Annotated in this window: 14 protein-coding genes; 5 read left to right on the forward strand and 9 right to left on the reverse strand. The window is 70.8% G+C overall.

Annotated features, from left to right (window positions below):
- The first annotated feature begins 7 nt into the window (after nucleotides 1–7).
- Together EEJ31_RS04570 and EEJ31_RS04575 are read left to right on the forward strand one after the other, a co-directional pair.
- Entirely contained in the window at nucleotides 8–475 is a 468-nt protein-coding gene (locus EEJ31_RS04570; RefSeq protein ID WP_233563729.1) for a MarR family transcriptional regulator, read from the forward strand.
- Between the two features lie 25 nt (nucleotides 476–500).
- Nucleotides 501–2,054 carry a deoxyguanosinetriphosphate triphosphohydrolase family protein gene (locus EEJ31_RS04575; protein ID WP_123045109.1) on the forward strand — a complete coding sequence of 518 codons (1,554 nt, stop codon included), beginning with the start codon at nucleotides 501–503 and terminating at the stop codon, nucleotides 2,052–2,054.
- 20 nt (nucleotides 2,055–2,074) lie between these two features.
- Here EEJ31_RS04575 and EEJ31_RS04580 read toward each other — a convergent pair whose 3' ends face one another.
- From EEJ31_RS04580 to EEJ31_RS04610, 7 genes are read right to left on the reverse strand one after another with little or no spacing between them, the layout of a single operon-like run.
- On the reverse strand, nucleotides 2,075–3,010 hold the full coding sequence (locus tag EEJ31_RS04580) for an ROK family protein (protein ID WP_123045110.1): 936 nt from the start codon (nucleotides 3,008–3,010) through the stop codon (nucleotides 2,075–2,077).
- On the reverse strand, nucleotides 3,007–3,747 hold the full coding sequence (locus EEJ31_RS04585) for a copper homeostasis protein CutC (RefSeq protein ID WP_123045111.1): 741 nt from the start codon (nucleotides 3,745–3,747) through the stop codon (nucleotides 3,007–3,009). Before EEJ31_RS04585 ends, EEJ31_RS04580 begins: the two co-directional genes overlap by 4 nt.
- Nucleotides 3,744–4,760 carry an asparaginase gene (locus EEJ31_RS04590; protein WP_123045112.1) on the reverse strand — a complete coding sequence of 339 codons (1,017 nt, stop codon included), beginning with the start codon at nucleotides 4,758–4,760 and terminating at the stop codon, nucleotides 3,744–3,746. Before EEJ31_RS04590 ends, EEJ31_RS04585 begins: the two co-directional genes overlap by 4 nt.
- Nucleotides 4,753–5,637 carry an amino acid ABC transporter permease gene (locus EEJ31_RS04595; protein WP_123045113.1) on the reverse strand — a complete coding sequence of 295 codons (885 nt, stop codon included), beginning with the start codon at nucleotides 5,635–5,637 and terminating at the stop codon, nucleotides 4,753–4,755. Before EEJ31_RS04595 ends, EEJ31_RS04590 begins: the two co-directional genes overlap by 8 nt.
- Nucleotides 5,634–6,278, reverse strand: a complete 645-nt coding sequence (locus EEJ31_RS04600) for an amino acid ABC transporter permease (protein WP_123045114.1) — start codon at nucleotides 6,276–6,278, stop codon at nucleotides 5,634–5,636. The genes EEJ31_RS04595 and EEJ31_RS04600 overlap by 4 nt, the downstream gene beginning before the upstream one ends.
- 47 nt (nucleotides 6,279–6,325) lie before the next feature.
- The gene (locus EEJ31_RS04605; RefSeq protein WP_123045115.1) at nucleotides 6,326–7,282 is read right to left on the reverse strand and encodes a glutamate ABC transporter substrate-binding protein; all 957 of its coding nucleotides are present in this window, start codon (nucleotides 7,280–7,282) and stop codon (nucleotides 6,326–6,328) included.
- A 38-nt stretch (nucleotides 7,283–7,320) separates the two neighbouring features.
- A complete protein-coding gene (locus EEJ31_RS04610; RefSeq protein WP_123045185.1) occupies nucleotides 7,321–8,049 on the reverse strand; it encodes an amino acid ABC transporter ATP-binding protein in 729 nt (242 codons plus the stop codon).
- 249 nt (nucleotides 8,050–8,298) lie between these two features.
- Between EEJ31_RS04610 and EEJ31_RS04615 the strand changes: the two genes are divergently transcribed.
- Genes EEJ31_RS04615 through EEJ31_RS04625 form a run of 3 tightly spaced genes read left to right on the forward strand, consistent with a single transcriptional unit; the run spans nucleotide 8,299 to nucleotide 11,188 of the window.
- Entirely contained in the window at nucleotides 8,299–9,480 is a 1,182-nt protein-coding gene (locus EEJ31_RS04615; protein WP_123045116.1) for an ROK family transcriptional regulator, read from the forward strand.
- Nucleotides 9,477–10,424, forward strand: a complete 948-nt coding sequence (locus tag EEJ31_RS04620) for a Gfo/Idh/MocA family protein (protein ID WP_233563730.1) — start codon at nucleotides 9,477–9,479, stop codon at nucleotides 10,422–10,424. Before EEJ31_RS04615 ends, EEJ31_RS04620 begins: the two co-directional genes overlap by 4 nt.
- Nucleotides 10,421–11,188 carry an SDR family NAD(P)-dependent oxidoreductase gene (locus tag EEJ31_RS04625; RefSeq protein WP_123045117.1) on the forward strand — a complete coding sequence of 256 codons (768 nt, stop codon included), beginning with the start codon at nucleotides 10,421–10,423 and terminating at the stop codon, nucleotides 11,186–11,188. Before EEJ31_RS04620 ends, EEJ31_RS04625 begins: the two co-directional genes overlap by 4 nt.
- On the opposite strand, the gene EEJ31_RS04630 is transcribed toward EEJ31_RS04625, so the two are convergent.
- Both EEJ31_RS04630 and EEJ31_RS04635 read right to left on the reverse strand, forming a co-directional pair.
- The gene (locus tag EEJ31_RS04630; RefSeq protein WP_123045118.1) at nucleotides 11,185–11,985 is read right to left on the reverse strand and encodes an EI24 domain-containing protein; all 801 of its coding nucleotides are present in this window, start codon (nucleotides 11,983–11,985) and stop codon (nucleotides 11,185–11,187) included. The two genes, EEJ31_RS04625 and EEJ31_RS04630, sit on opposite strands and share 4 nt — an antisense overlap.
- A complete protein-coding gene (locus EEJ31_RS04635; RefSeq protein WP_123045119.1) occupies nucleotides 11,954–13,675 on the reverse strand; it encodes a BCCT family transporter in 1,722 nt (573 codons plus the stop codon). Before EEJ31_RS04635 ends, EEJ31_RS04630 begins: the two co-directional genes overlap by 32 nt.
- Between the last annotated feature and the right edge of the window lie 54 nt (nucleotides 13,676–13,729).

Consider the following 13,729-nt stretch of genomic DNA (forward strand, 5'->3'; position numbering starts at 1 on the left):
TGGGGCAATGGATGACGCGGGGCGGGCGGACCGCCGGGAGATGCACGAGGCGTCGCTGCTGCTGCGCCGCATCCTCACGCTCAACGACGAGGTGGAGAAGCAGCTGGCCGAGGAGCTCGACGTGAACCCGACCGATTTCGATGCGATGCAGCATCTCATCCAGTCGGGGCCGCTCAGCCCGAGCGAGATCGCCGCGCGCCTCGGCATCACCACCGCGGCGGCCACCATGGCCGTCGACCGCCTGGTGAAGGTGGGCCACGTGACCCGGCAGCCGCACCCCAGCGATCGCCGCCGCCTGCTCGTCGTACCCCGGGAGGAGTCCGTGCGGCGGGCGATGGCGCGGCTGCTGCCGATGATCGGGGAGACCGACGCGCTCCTGTCGCGCTACACCGACGCGGAGCAGGCCGCGATCACCGACTACCTCGCGCGCACCGTGCAGATCCTGCAACGCACGCTGGGGCGTGACGGTGCCTAGCCCGGCGTGGGGCAGAATCGGTGGGATGGAGAACCGCACGTCCCACAGCCCCGTTGACGCCACCCGGCAGCGGCTCGTGCCCGAGCCGGCGGATGACGCGGCCACGCTGGGTGAGGACGAGTTCCGGGTCGACCTGGAGCGCATCCGCTTCTCGCCCTATCTCTCCCGGCTCTCCGCCGTCACGCAGGTGATCCCGCAGGCCGGCTCCGGCACGGTGATCCACAACCGGCTGACCCACTCGCTCAAGGTTTCGGCCGTGGCCCGGTCGATCGCCGTCGATCTCGAGACCGGAACCGGCGAGACCCGCGCGCTGCTCGCCGAGCTCGGCGGCTGCGATCCCGTGGTGGTGCAGGCCGCGGCGAGCGCGCACGACCTCGGGCACCCGCCGTTCGGGCACTTGGGCGAACAGACCCTCGACCGGCTGGCGCGGGGGCGCCTGGGCCTGCCCGACGGCTTCGAGGGCAACGCGCAGACCTTCCGCATTCTCACCACGCTCGACACCTGCGACGCCACCGTGCGCGGGCTGAACCTCACGGCCGCGGTGCGGGCCGCGGTGCTGAAATACCCGTGGACGCGCGACCAGTGGCAGGGCAAGCTGACCGGCCCCGCCCGCCTGCTGCCGCGCGGCGTGGGGACCGACCCCGACGAGGGCGCCCAGAAGTTCTCGGCGTACGCGCTGAACGCCGCCGAGATGGCCGCCGTGAAGCGCGCGTACCCCGCAATCGCTCCCGACCAGCAGACGGTGGAGTGCTCGGTGATGGACCTCGCCGACGACATCGCCTACGCCGTGCACGACCTCGACGACTTCTACCGGGCCGGGGTGCTGCAGCACACCACCGTGGCCGCCGAGCTCGACGGCTGGCTCGCCAACCAGGTGAGCCTGGCCGAGGTCTCCATCGACGACCTCGAGGCCTCGTTCCGCTCACCCGGCTACTCCCTCGAGCTCGCCTGGCGGCGGGCGGAGGAGAAGGATGCCTGGCTCGCCCACCAGGATGCGTTCCGGGACGCCGTCATCCGGGTGCAGGAAGGCCTCGTCGAAGGTCTGCTGTCGGTGCCCTACGACGGCGGGATGGCCGCCGACCACGCGATCGCCGCCTTCACCCGGCACTGGATCAACCGGCTCAAGGGCTCCATCTGCCTGGAGCGGCACCCCGATGTGCGCAGCGGCCACGTGCGGCTGGCGCAGGACGCCTGGCATGACGTGGTCGTGCTGAAGTTCGTGCACTCCCGCTTCGTGCTCGACCGCCCCGACCTCGCCATCTACCAGCGCGGCCAGGCGCGCGTGATCGAGTCGCTCGTCGATGGGCTCTGGGCGTGGCTGAACGATTCCGATGACGCCGCCCGCGCGCCGCGCCGGCTCACCGATTTCGTCGCCGCGACGACAGAGGAGTACCTGCAGCTGGGCCGGGACGTGCCCGGTCTCGGCGGCCGTGCCCGGCAGCCCGACCTGCTCCGGCTCGGTCGCGCGCGTGCCGTCGTCGACTACATCGCCTCGTTCACCGACGCGCAGGCCCTGTCGGCCGCGGCGCTGGTCAGCGGCACCTCCGACCGCCTCTGGGAGGACGGCCGGAGCCTGTAGTCGCCGGCGCCAACGGCCTGCTAATCCGCCGGGGGCCATCCGTCGACGACGGCGCCCCGGCCAGCGGCCCGGAAGGCCAGGATCGCGGCACCCGTGCGCCCGGCGTTCCCGCCGAGGTGCGACAGCCGCACTTCGGGCGCCTCACGCCACGCCAGCCCGGCGGCCAGGCCCGCCGTGACCGGGGTGAGCAACGCGCTGCCGGCCTGGGAGAACCCGCCGCCGAGCACGACCACAGCCGGGTCGAGCAGGAGCGTCATGATCGCCAGCCCCTGTGCCAGCACCCGTGTCGCGTCGGCCCAGACCGCGTCGGCGAGGGGATCGGATCCGAGGCGCGAGACGATCTCGCGTGAAGACCGTGCGGCGCCGCCGAGCGCCGCATAGCGCCGGGTCACGCCGGCCGCCGACGCGTACACCTCGAGGCAGCCGATCTGCCCGCAGGCGCACACCTCCCCGCCGGGGACAACGGGGATATGGCCGAACTCGCCCGCCGCGCCGGCCGCCCCGGTGATGGTGTGACCGGCCGTGATGAGCGCGGCCGCCACTCCCGTGCCGATGGTCACGAGCACGAAGTCGTCGCTCCCGCGGGCCGCTCCGAGCAGCTGCTCCGCGAGCCCCGCGGCTCGCACGTCGTGTCCGATCGCGACCGGGAACGGCATCCGCTCGGCCAGGAGGCCCCGCAGCGGAACATCGCGCCAGTGCAGGTTCGAGGCGTAGAGCACCACGCCGGTGTCCTCGTCCACGATTCCCGGCGTGACGACGCCGGCGGCGACCACGCGGTAGCCGCGGTCGCCGGCCGCGCGCCGGAGCGCCTCGAGCAGCTCGACGAGAGCGTCGATGAGCTGCAGCCGGGGAGTGGCGCGCGTCTCCGAAGCGATCACCTCGCCGTTCTCGCCGATGACCGCGCCCTTCATGGCTGACCCGCCGAGGTCGACGGCCAGCACGACCGACCCGGTCACAGCGCAGTCCTCCGGCCGAGTGCACGCAGCATCGCCTCGATCATCTCCGGGGAGGTCGTCATCCGGGACCCGGGATCGTACTCGTTCGGAGCGCCGGCACTCGCGGTGGCGGCTCCCGCACGCAGGTGCACCTCGGTCACACCGCTCCGGGCGACGATCGACGCGGCGTTGTGCGGTCGGATGCCGCTTGCGGCGAGAATCGTGATCCGGCCCGCGGACTGTTCGACCAGACTGGCGAGCGCGCCGACGCCCGCTTCGGCGGTGGGGGCGCCGCCCGAGGTGAGCACGCGCGCCACGCCGAGGTCGATGAGCGTCTCGAGGGCCTCGCCCGTGTGCTGGGCCTGGTCGAACGCCCGGTGAAACGTGACGGATGCCGCGCCGGCCGCCCGCATCAGCCGCGAGACGGCATCCCGGTCGATGGTGCCCTCCGGCGTGAGCGCGCCGATGACGAATCCCACCTCGACCCCGTGCGGGGCCCCGAGCGCGCGGATGGCCTCGATGTCGGCGCACATGGCGTCCACCTCCATGGCCGAGTACACGAAGTCGCCCTCCCGCTGCCGAACGAGCACCTGCACGCCGATCCGCTGCACGTTGCCGAGCACCGTGCTCACCGTGCCGATGCTCGGGGTCGTGCCGCCGGCGCCCAGGTTCGCGCACAGTTCGATGCGGTCGGCGCCGCAGCGCTCCGCGATCACCGCGCCCTGGATGTCGTCCAGGCACACCTCGAGCACGGTCACGCGCGTGCGCCGTCGATCGCCGCCACCAGGTCGCTGCCGGGCACGACCTCGCCCACCGGCACGCCGCCGCCGAGCACGGGGAGCACGCTGAGCGACGCGGCACCGGCCGTCGGGATGCCGAGGAATTCCAGCACCCGCAGCGCGATGAGGGTCGTGGCCCGCGGACTCCCGTCGATGATCTTCATCGACACGGCCGAGCCGTCGGGCCCGGCCACGCCGATCACGCCCTCGGCGCCGCCCTTGGCCAGCACGCCGGGGAGCGCCGACATCAGTTCGGAGTTCTGGTGTCCGCTGCCGCCCACGTAGAAGGGGTGCTCGCGCATCGCGGCGGCGACGGCGCCGGCCGGTTCGTCGGGCGCGGCCAGCACGAGCGCGCGGAACGCGGCCGCGATGCCGCGCACCGTCGTCGTGAACAGCGGCAACCCGCATCCGTCGACCGCCGTGTGCGTCACCGGCACGCCGGTGAGCTCGGCCATCGTGGTGCGAACGTGCTGCTGCAGCGGATGCCCCGGGTCGAGGTAATCGTGGGTCGACCAGCCGTTCACGGCGCAGGCCAGCAGCATCGCCGCATGCTTGCCGGAGCAGTTCATGCGGATGGGGGAGCGCCCCTCGCCGGCGCGGATCATCGCCTCGAACGTGGCCTCGTCCTCGGGCCGGTCGGCCGGGCAGCCGAGAGCCGACTCGTCAAGGCCCGCTCGGGCGAGGATCGCTCGGACCACTCGCACGTGCTCGTCTTCACCGGTGTGGCTGCCGGCCGCGATCGCGAGCTCCACGCCCGCGAGCGGCGCTCCGGCCGTGAGGCAGGCGAGGGCCTGCAGGGGCTTGACGGTCGAGCGCGGCAGGATCTCGGCATCCGTCGCACCCACGTCGAGCACGGCATGCCCGGCGGCGTCGAGCGCGACGAGGGAGCCGAAGTGGCGGCTCTCGATCATGCCGGAGCGCCACACCTCCGCCAGCTCGGCGTAGCCGGGAATGGGGCCGGTGTCGGTGGTGGAGGACGACGAATCAGGCATGGGTTTCTTTCTCGGTATGGGGCACAGACGCTCCGGGCACGGGCAGCGGCACCGCGATGGGCGCCCGACGGCGGCCGGGGCGCTGCAGGCGGGAGGCCAGGGCGGAGAGGCTGCCGTTGAAGACCAGGTAGATCAGGGTGACCACGAGGAACGTCTGGATCAGCAGGTGGTTGAACGCGGAGAGCACCTGGCCGCGGTAGAGCAGCTCCGTGTAGGCGACGATGTAGCCCAGCGACGTGTCTTTCAGCAGGCTGACCAGCTGGCTCACGAGCGACGGGGTGACATTGCGGAGCGCCTGCGGCAGCACCACGAGTCGCATGGCCTGGCCGCCGCGGAGGCCCAGGCTGAGTGCCGCCTCCGACTGGCCGGCGGGCAGGCTCAGGATGCCGGCGCGCACGATCTCGGCGAAGACGGCGGCGTTGGCGATGGTCAGCGGGATCACGAGCTTCCACAGTGTCGGGAAGTTGATGCCGAGCTGCGGCAGGCCGAACAGCATCAGGTAGATCAGAAGCAGCACCGGGACGGTGCGGGCGACCTCGATGTAGCCGGTGCTCAGCCAACGGAGCACGCGCAGCCGGCTGAGCCGGCCGAGGGCGAGTACCGCGCCGAACAGTGAGCCGAGCACGGCGACGATCGCGGCCGCGAGAAGCGTTCCGCCGAGGCCGACGAAGAGGTACTGCCAGATGGCCCATTCGGTGAACGGCAGCCACTTGTCGGCGTCGAGCTGGCCGTGGGAGCCGAACTGCCAGAGTCCGAGGCCGACGATCGCGGCGAGGACCAGGGCGCTGATGACCGAGCCGATCAGGATGTTGCGTCGGCCGCGGGGGCCCGGCTTCTCGTAGAGGAAGCTGGCGGCGTAGTGGGGGGAGCGGCTCATCGGACGATCGCCACCTTTCGTTCGACCCGGCCGGCGGCCAGGCCGATGGCCAGGGCGATGGCCATGTAGACGAGTCCGGCGGCGGTGAAGATCTCGATCGGCTGCGCGTAGACGAGGTTGACCTTGTTGACCCGGGAGGTGAGCTCGACCACGCCGACGACGGCGGCCAGTGCCGTGTTCATCGCGAGGGCGATCATGACGTTGCCGAGTGGCTGCACGACGGCCCGCAGGGCCTGCGGGATCACGACCAGCCGCATGGACTGGCCGAGGGAGAGGCCGAGCGCGCGCCCGGCCTCCACCTGGCCGACCGCGACGGTGTTGACGCCGCTGCGCACCGCCTCGGCGACGTAGGCCGCCTCGTACACGGTGAGCACGATGATCGCCGTCGGCGTCAGCGGCATGATGAGGCCCGCGTCGGGGAGGGCGAACACCGCCAGCAGCAGCAGCGCCAGCAAGGGCACGTTGATGAAGAACTGCACGTAGCAGAAGGCGGCCGCCCGCAGGATCGGGATCGGGCTCACCCGGGCCACCGTCACCAGCACCCCGAGAATCAGGGAGCCGATTCCGGCCACCACGGTCATCATGACCGTCGTACCGAGCGCCTGAAGCAGGAGCCCGAGGTTCTCACTCAGAATATTCATCACGTGCCGTTCGCTGGCGCTGCCGCCTGGTGGTCAGTGGTCGACGGTCAGGAACCGGGAACCGAGCCGATGGCCGGCGGGGTCGGGATCTCGGAGTCGACGACGGTGCCGAGGGTCGTCTTCCACGCCTGGCCCCACTGGCCCTTGTCCTGGATGGTGGTCAGCCAGGTGTTGATGAACTCCTTGAAGTCATCGTCACCGTGCTTGAGGCCGATGCCGTACGGCTCCTTGGTGAACGGCTGGCCGACGACCTTGAGCTTGTCGTTCGCGGCGGCATCGCTGGCCAGCAGCGTGTAGTCCTGCACGTAGGCGTCGCCGCGTCCCTGCAGCAGCGCCTGCACGGCCTGCGGGTCGGTGGCGAAGTCCACGAGCTTGGCGGTCGGCTGCTGCTTGGGCACCTCGGTCACGGCCGGGGTGTTGGCGCCCACGATCACGGTCTTGCCGCCGAGGTCGTCGATGCCCTTGATGTCGGTGTTGTCCGCCTTGACGGCGACGGCCAGGCCCGAGCTGAAGTACGGGCCGGCGAAGGAGATCTGCTTGGCGCGCTCCTCGGTGATCGTGTACGTGTTGAAGACCACGTCGACGGTTCCGTTGGCGAGCAGGGCTTCGCGGGTCTCGGATGCCGGCGGCACGATCTCGACGTTGGGCTTGCCGAGGATGTAGATCGCCAGCAGCTTGGCCAGCGCGGCATCGAAGCCCGTGACGTTCTCGGGGTTCGCGGGGTCCTGCTGCGAGAGCAGGGGCGCGTCGAGGGCTTCGCCGACGATGAGCTTTCCGCGCTCCTTGATCTTCGCCATGGTGGAGTCGGGCAGGATCAGCGTGTCGTCGGCGACAGGGGCGCCGTCGAAGAGCGAGCTGGTCGCAGCGTCGGTGCTGCCGGAACCGCTCGTTTCGCCGGGAACGCTGCCCGAGCCGCTGGAGCAGGCGGTGAGGGTGAGCGCGACCGCTGCGAGAACGGCTCCCGCTACCGGCAGCTTCCTGCGCATGGATGTGGAGACTGACATGGTTCTTCCTATCTTCCTGGTGTGGGGTGTGCGGTGGGTCAATGGGGCAAGACGGATGCCAGGAACGAGCGGGCTCGCTCGGTCTGGGGGGAGTCGAAGAATTCGGCGGGCGTGTTCTGCTCGACGATCTGCCCGGCGTCCATGAAGACGACGCGGTCCGCGGCACGTCGCGCGAAGCCCATCTCGTGGGTGACGACGATCATCGTCATGCCCTCGCTCGCGAGGGAGACCATGACCTCGAGCACCTCGCCCACCATCTCGGGGTCGAGCGCCGACGTCGGCTCATCGAAGAGCATGACCTTCGGGTGCATGGCAAGGGCCCGGGCGATCGCCGCGCGCTGCTGCTGTCCACCGGAGAGCTGCGCGGGCAGGTGGTGCGCCTTCCCGGCGATGCCCACCCGGTCGAGCAGGGCCATGGCCTCGGCTTCGGCGACGGCCCGCTTCGTCTTGCGCACGCGGGTGGGGGCGAGGGTCAGGTTGTCGAGCACGGTGCGGTGGGCGAACAGGTTGAAGGACTGGAACACCATGCCGACGTCAGCCCGCAGGTCGGCGAGGGCCGCGCCCTCCTCCGGCAGTTTCTTGCCGTCGATCCGGATCTCACCGGAGTCGATGGTCTCCAGGCGGTTGATGGCCCGGCAGAGCGTCGACTTGCCCGATCCCGACGGGCCGACCACGACCACGACCTCCCGCGGCTGCACCTCGAGGCTGATGTCCTTCAGAACGTGCAGGTCGCCGAAGTGCTTGTTGACGCTCTCCAGCCCGACCATGGCCGTTCCCGTGCGGGCGGCAGCCGTGTGGTCGCGTTCCTGAGTCGCGTCCGTCGCTTCGTCAGTGGCTCGGGTGCCCATGTCGTCCTCACATCATCATCGATCAGTTGAATCATCGGCCAGCCGATCCCGACATAGTACTAAGTTCTCCCGCTTACATGCAATAGTGGATTTACTTAGTCCAATTTCGCACAAAGCGTGTAGGGTGAAAGTCACACAACACCCGCCTCGTGGATTGGCTCAACGACGATGACCCTGCCCCCCGCTTCCGTATCCAGCCACGACTCGTCGCCGGGTGGCATCCTGAACCTCGTCCGCTCCGGAGCCTCCGCGTCGCGGGCCGACATCGCCCGCGTGGCCGGCCTGGCACCGTCGACCGTCGCAGCACGGGTGGAGGCGCTGATCAGCAACGGCTATCTGCGCGAAGCCGGCCGGGGCAGCTCCAACGGCGGCCGCCGGCCCCGGCAGCTGGAGGTCAACCCGAGCACCGGTGCCGTGTGCGGCGTCGACCTCGGCGCTCGGCACGCCTCGTTCGCCCTCTTCGACATGGCCGGCGGCCTGCTCGCCGAACGCCGGCTCGAGATGGACATCGCCGACGGCCCGGATCGCATACTCGGCTGGGTCGTCGAGGTCGCGAACGCGATGGTGGCCGCCTCCGACAGTCCGGACCGCCGCCTCCGCGGCATCGGCATGGGCCTCCCGGGGCCTGTCGACAGGCCCGGCGGCCGGCTCGTTTCCCCCTCGCGCATGCCCGGCTGGAACGGTGTCGACGCGGGCGCCCTGCTGGAGAGCCTGAGCGGCGTTCCCGCTCTGGCCGACAACGACGCCAACCTGATGGCCCTCGGCGAACACGTGAGCCTCGGCGATGACGTGGATCACATGGTGTTCGTCAAGGCCGGCTCCGGCATCGGCTGCGGGGTGATCGCCTCCGGCTCGCTGTACCACGGGCATCGCGGCATGGCCGGCGACATCAGCCATGTTCCGGTGCCGAACGCCCCGCAGACACTCTGCTCCTGCGGGCGCTGGGGGTGCCTGGACGCGGTGGCCGGAGGCGCTGCCATCCTCGCGAGTCTCCGGGCGGCCGGGGTGCCCGTGGCGGATGCCCGGGAGGTGTTGGGCCTGGCCGAAGACGGGCATCCGCTGGCCACGCAGACGCTGCGCGAGGCCGGCACCCGCACCGGCGGGGTCATGGCGACCATCGTCAACTTCTTCAACCCGCAACGACTCGTGCTCGGTGGCACGCTCAGCGAGGCGGAGGCCTTCGTGGCCGGCGTGCGTTCGGCCATATACACCGAGTGCCTGCCGCTGGCGACCGACCAGCTCGAGATCACGGTGAGCCAGACGAAGACCCGGGGCGGGGTGATCGGGGCGGGCCGCATGATCCTCGACCACCTGTTCCACGCGAGCGTGGTCAACGGGAGCCTCCGGTGACCCGACCTACCATCGCCGTTATCGGTCAGGGCACCATGTCCGCAGCGCACGCCGCGGCGTGGTCGGAGCTCGGATTGGGGGAGCGGATCCGTTACGTCTGCACGCCGCACCCGCGGCCGCCGCTGGCCGGCGCGCCCGCCGCCCGGTTCGTCTCCGAGCTCGACGACGTGCTGGCCGACGACGAGGTCGACATCCTCTCCGTCTGCACGCCCACGCCCTCTCACGCGGGCATCGCCATCCGCGCGCTCGCCGCGGGCAAGAGCGTGCTGCTCGAAAAGCCGATCGCCCTCACCCGTGAGGACGCCCTCGCCGTCGCTCGCGCCGCCGCCGACAGCGGCGCGACGTTCATGGTCGCGCAGGTTGTGCGCTTCTTCGCCGGCTACCGGATGCTCCGGGCAAGTGTCGAGGCCGGTCACCTCGGCTCGGTGCGCGCCGTCCGGGCATCGCGGCGCTCTGTCGCTCGCGCGTCGGGGTCGTGGCTCGATGATGAGTCGGCCTCGGGAGGCGTTCTCGTCGACTTCGCCATCCACGACTTCGACCAGGTGAACCTGTTCCTCGGCACCCCGACCGCCGTTACGGCCGCGCGGTCCGGCGGCACGCGTGGCGAGATCGAGACGACCGTCGAGTACGCCGGCGGCGGTGTCGGGCGGGTGGTGTGCTGTTCCGAGATGCCCGCCGGGTCTCCCTTCTCGAGCTCCCTCGAGATCGAGGGGGTGCAGGGTGGCGACGTTCTCCGTGAGGAGTACCGCTACTCGCCCGACCGGGCCTCGGCCGCCGACACGACCGACTCGCCCTACGCCGCCCAGGCCGCCTACTTCCTCCGTTGCAGACAGGCCGGGACCCCGCCAGACTTCTGTCCGACCGAGGCCGCCATCGCGGCCCTGGACGTGTCGCTCGCCGCCCGGGAATCGTTGCGGACCGGCGGGACGGTGCGGATCGCATGAACGCCCTCGCAAGGTTCTCCCTCGACGGCAAGGTCGCCCTGGTCACCGGCGGAAGCCGGGGACTCGGCCGCGCCATGGCGGAAGCGCTCGGTGACGCCGGCGCATCCGTCGCGGTGACGGCCCGCACGCTGGACGCGGCGCAGGCCGCCGCCGCCGCGCTTCGCGAACGCGGCATCCGCTCCTACGCGGTGCAGCTCGAGGTCACCGACGTCGACGACGTCGAACGGGCGGTCGACGCGGTGAGCGCCGAGTTCGGGCCCATCGACATCCTGCTGAACAACGCCGGGATCGGCGTCGGCGGCGCCGCGTTCGACACCCCGGACGCTGCCTGGCACGACGTCTTCGCCACCAACGTCGACGGGCTCTGGTACTGCAGCCGCGCCGTCGGCCGGCGCATGGCCGAGCGCGGCGGCGGCGTGATCGTGAACGTGGGGTCGATGTCGGCGGAGATCGTGAACCGCCCCCGCTGGCAGGCGTCGTACCTGGCGTCGAAGGCGGCGGTGCACCAGCTGACGAAGGCGCTGGCCGCGGAGTGGGCGCCGCACGGCATCCGCGTGAACGCGATGGCCCCGGGCTACTTCCTCACCGAGATGTCGCCGGTTGACCAGCCGGAGTACCAGGAGTGGTGCGTGGAACCGGCCGCCATGAGGCGTTACGGGATGCCGGCGGAGCTGGGCCCGGTGGCGATCTTCCTCGCGAGCGACGCCTCGAGCTTCATGACCGGCTCCATCGTCACGGTCGACGGCGGGTTCACGCTCTTCTAGCCCGCGGCGGTGCCGTGCCCGGACCGGGTGAGCGCCGCCCGGCTGAGCAGCGTCGCGCCCGCGACCGCCGCCGGCATGACCACCACCGCACCGAGCGGCACGAGGAACAGTAAGTAGGTCGCGACCCCGAAACCGAGCGTGGCCGCCCGGTCGGCGCCCAGCATCCGTCGCCGGTCGGCCAGCGCGAGCCCGCGCGCGTCGAACGCGAAGCCCGTGAGCTCGACGGCGAGGAACCAGCCGCCCACGAAAGCGCCGAGCACCGGCACGATCGTCTGCCCGACCACGGGGATGAACCCCAGCGCGAACAGCACGAGGCCGATGACCAGGCTCGCTGCGAGCAGGCGAAGGCCGTCGCGGATGCCGCGGGCCAGCGACCCCCAGAACGGCTGGTCGCCGGCGGGCTCGTCGCCGACCCGTTCCTCCACGCGGCGCCAGATGCGCTCGTAGAACGGGTCGCCCACGATGAGGGTGATCGCCGTGTAGGTGAACAGCGCGACGATGAGCACGAGCCCCGACACGGCGATGCCCGCGATGATCCGCGTCGTCACGCGGAAGGTGTCGTCCCAGCCGGAGGCGAACGGCGTCAGCCACGCGCTGATCGCCGGCAGGTTCAGGGCGAACACGACCAGGGCCGCCGTGTACACCGCGCCCACCACGAGCGCGGGCAGCGCGCCGAGCAGCATCAGCCGGGGGGAGCGGGCCCAGAGGCGGAAGCCCTGCCCGAGGTAGCCGACGCCGGCGAAGAACCGGCCCAGCGCCCCCACGCTAGCGGTCTTCAGCGGCGCGGGAACCCGCATCCGTCACGTCGACCGCCTCGTCGGCGGAGTCGGTCGACGGATTCGTGAACGGCACGGTGCGGATGGACGACGTCGCCATGCGCACCGGGCCGAGCGTGCGTTGTCGCAGCGGGTCGCGCCGCAGGTCGACGTAGAGCGACACGCACAACCCGATGATGATGAGCACGAACGGGCTCGCCGCGAGGATCGTGAACGTCTGCAACGCGCCGAGACCGCCGACGTAGAGCAGCACCGCCGCGACGGCGCCGGTGAGCACCGCCCACATGACGACGAGCGGCTTCCAGGGTTCCTTGCGGCCCCTGCTGGAGAGTGTGCCGAGCACGAGGGCGCCGGCGTCGGCGCCGCTGATGAAGAACACCGCCGTCAGCACCATCACCACGAGGGCCGACCCGATGAAGAACGGGTACTGCTGCAGGGCGGCGAAGAAGCCCGCCGCCTCGCTGCCGGTGCCGGCGATGTCGACGCCGTTCAGCTGCAGGTTGAGCCCCGCGCCGCCGAAGACGATGAACCAGAGAATGCTGACACCGGTGGGCACCAGCAGCACGCCGAGCACGAACTCGCGGATGGTGCGGCCCCGCGAGATGCGGGCGATGAAGGTGCCGACGAACGGGGTCCACGAGATCCACCAGGCCCAGTAGAAGATCGTCCAGCTGGCCAGCCAGTCGCTGCCGCCGAAGACGCCGGAGTGGAAGCTCATCGGCACGATGTCGGTGAGGTACGCGCCGATCGACGACGGCAGCAGGTTGAGGATGAACACCGTCGGCCCGACCACGAACACGAAGACGACGAGCAACGCCGACAGCACCATGTTGGTGTTGCTCAGCCACTTGATGCCCTTGGAGACCCCGCTGGCGGCCGAGAAGACGACGCCCACGGTGAGCACGCAGATGATGATGATCGGCAGCGCGGCGCCGGGGTTCTCGTCGAATTTTCCGGTGCGCAGCAGCGAGATGCCCGCGGCGATCTGCAGGGCGCCGAGGCCCAGGGATGTCGCCGAGCCGAACTTGGTGCAGATGATCGCGAGGATGTCGATGGGCTTGCCCCAGCCCTTGCCCTCGATGCGTTCCTTGCCGAACAGCGCCTGGAACGGGGAGCTCATCAGGTTGCCGCGGCCCATCCGGTAGGTGGAGTAGGCCAGCGCCAAGCCCACGACTGAGTAGATGGCCCACGGGTGCAGCCCCCAGTGGAAGAACGTGTACGCCATGGCTGCGCGGGCGGCGTCCGGGCTGCCGGCGGCGGCCTCGACGAACGGCGGCGGATCGGCGAGGTGGGTGACGGGTTCGTAGACGCCGTAGAACATCAGGCCGATGCCCATGCCGGCGCTGAACATCATCGACACCCAAGACAGGGTGGAGAACTCGGTTCCCTCACCCTCGCGGGAGAGGGGGATGCTGCCGTACCGCCCGAAGGCGAGCACCAGCGAGAAGACGACGAAGCCCGACGCGCCGAGGATGAACAGCCAGCCGAGGTTGTCGGTGACCCAGCCGAGTGCCGCCGTGGCGCTGGTTCCCACCGCGTCGGTGAAGACCACGCCGAGCACGCAGATGACGATGATGATGCCGGCCGCGACGCCGAAGACCGTCTTGTCGACGGTGGACCAGCCGTCCTTGAAAGACATGTTCTCCGCCGCGCCCGTCTCTGCGGCGGTGGGTTCCGTCTCGGTCGGTTCGGTCGGCCGGTCGATCGTCATATCGCTCCTTGCGGTTCGAGCCGTGACTAGTTCGCACACGTGGGTCATACGGTC

The sequence above is a fragment of the Cryobacterium tepidiphilum genome (genome assembly GCF_003716325.1).
GTDB lineage: Bacteria > Actinomycetota > Actinomycetes > Actinomycetales > Microbacteriaceae > Cryobacterium > Cryobacterium tepidiphilum.

What these genes read in the sequence shown, in the direction of transcription:
- EEJ31_RS04570 (WP_233563729.1), top strand. Translation starts at nt 8, where the DNA reads ATGGATGACGCGGGGCGGGCGGACCGCCGGGAGATGCACGAGGCGTCG.
- EEJ31_RS04575 (WP_123045109.1), top strand. Translation starts at nt 501, where the DNA reads ATGGAGAACCGCACGTCCCACAGCCCCGTTGACGCCACCCGGCAGCGG.
- EEJ31_RS04590 (WP_123045112.1), bottom strand. Translation starts at nt 4,760, where the DNA reads ATGCCTGATTCGTCGTCCTCCACCACCGACACCGGCCCCATTCCCGGC.
- EEJ31_RS04595 (WP_123045113.1), bottom strand. Translation starts at nt 5,637, where the DNA reads ATGAGCCGCTCCCCCCACTACGCCGCCAGCTTCCTCTACGAGAAGCCG.
- EEJ31_RS04600 (WP_123045114.1), bottom strand. Translation starts at nt 6,278, where the DNA reads ATGAATATTCTGAGTGAGAACCTCGGGCTCCTGCTTCAGGCGCTCGGT.
- EEJ31_RS04605 (WP_123045115.1), bottom strand. Translation starts at nt 7,282, where the DNA reads ATGTCAGTCTCCACATCCATGCGCAGGAAGCTGCCGGTAGCGGGAGCC.
- EEJ31_RS04610 (WP_123045185.1), bottom strand. Translation starts at nt 8,049, where the DNA reads ATGGTCGGGCTGGAGAGCGTCAACAAGCACTTCGGCGACCTGCACGTT.
- EEJ31_RS04615 (WP_123045116.1), top strand. Translation starts at nt 8,299, where the DNA reads ATGACCCTGCCCCCCGCTTCCGTATCCAGCCACGACTCGTCGCCGGGT.
- EEJ31_RS04625 (WP_123045117.1), top strand. Translation starts at nt 10,421, where the DNA reads ATGAACGCCCTCGCAAGGTTCTCCCTCGACGGCAAGGTCGCCCTGGTC.
- EEJ31_RS04630 (WP_123045118.1), bottom strand. Translation starts at nt 11,985, where the DNA reads ATGCGGGTTCCCGCGCCGCTGAAGACCGCTAGCGTGGGGGCGCTGGGC.
- EEJ31_RS04635 (WP_123045119.1), bottom strand. Translation starts at nt 13,675, where the DNA reads ATGACGATCGACCGGCCGACCGAACCGACCGAGACGGAACCCACCGCC.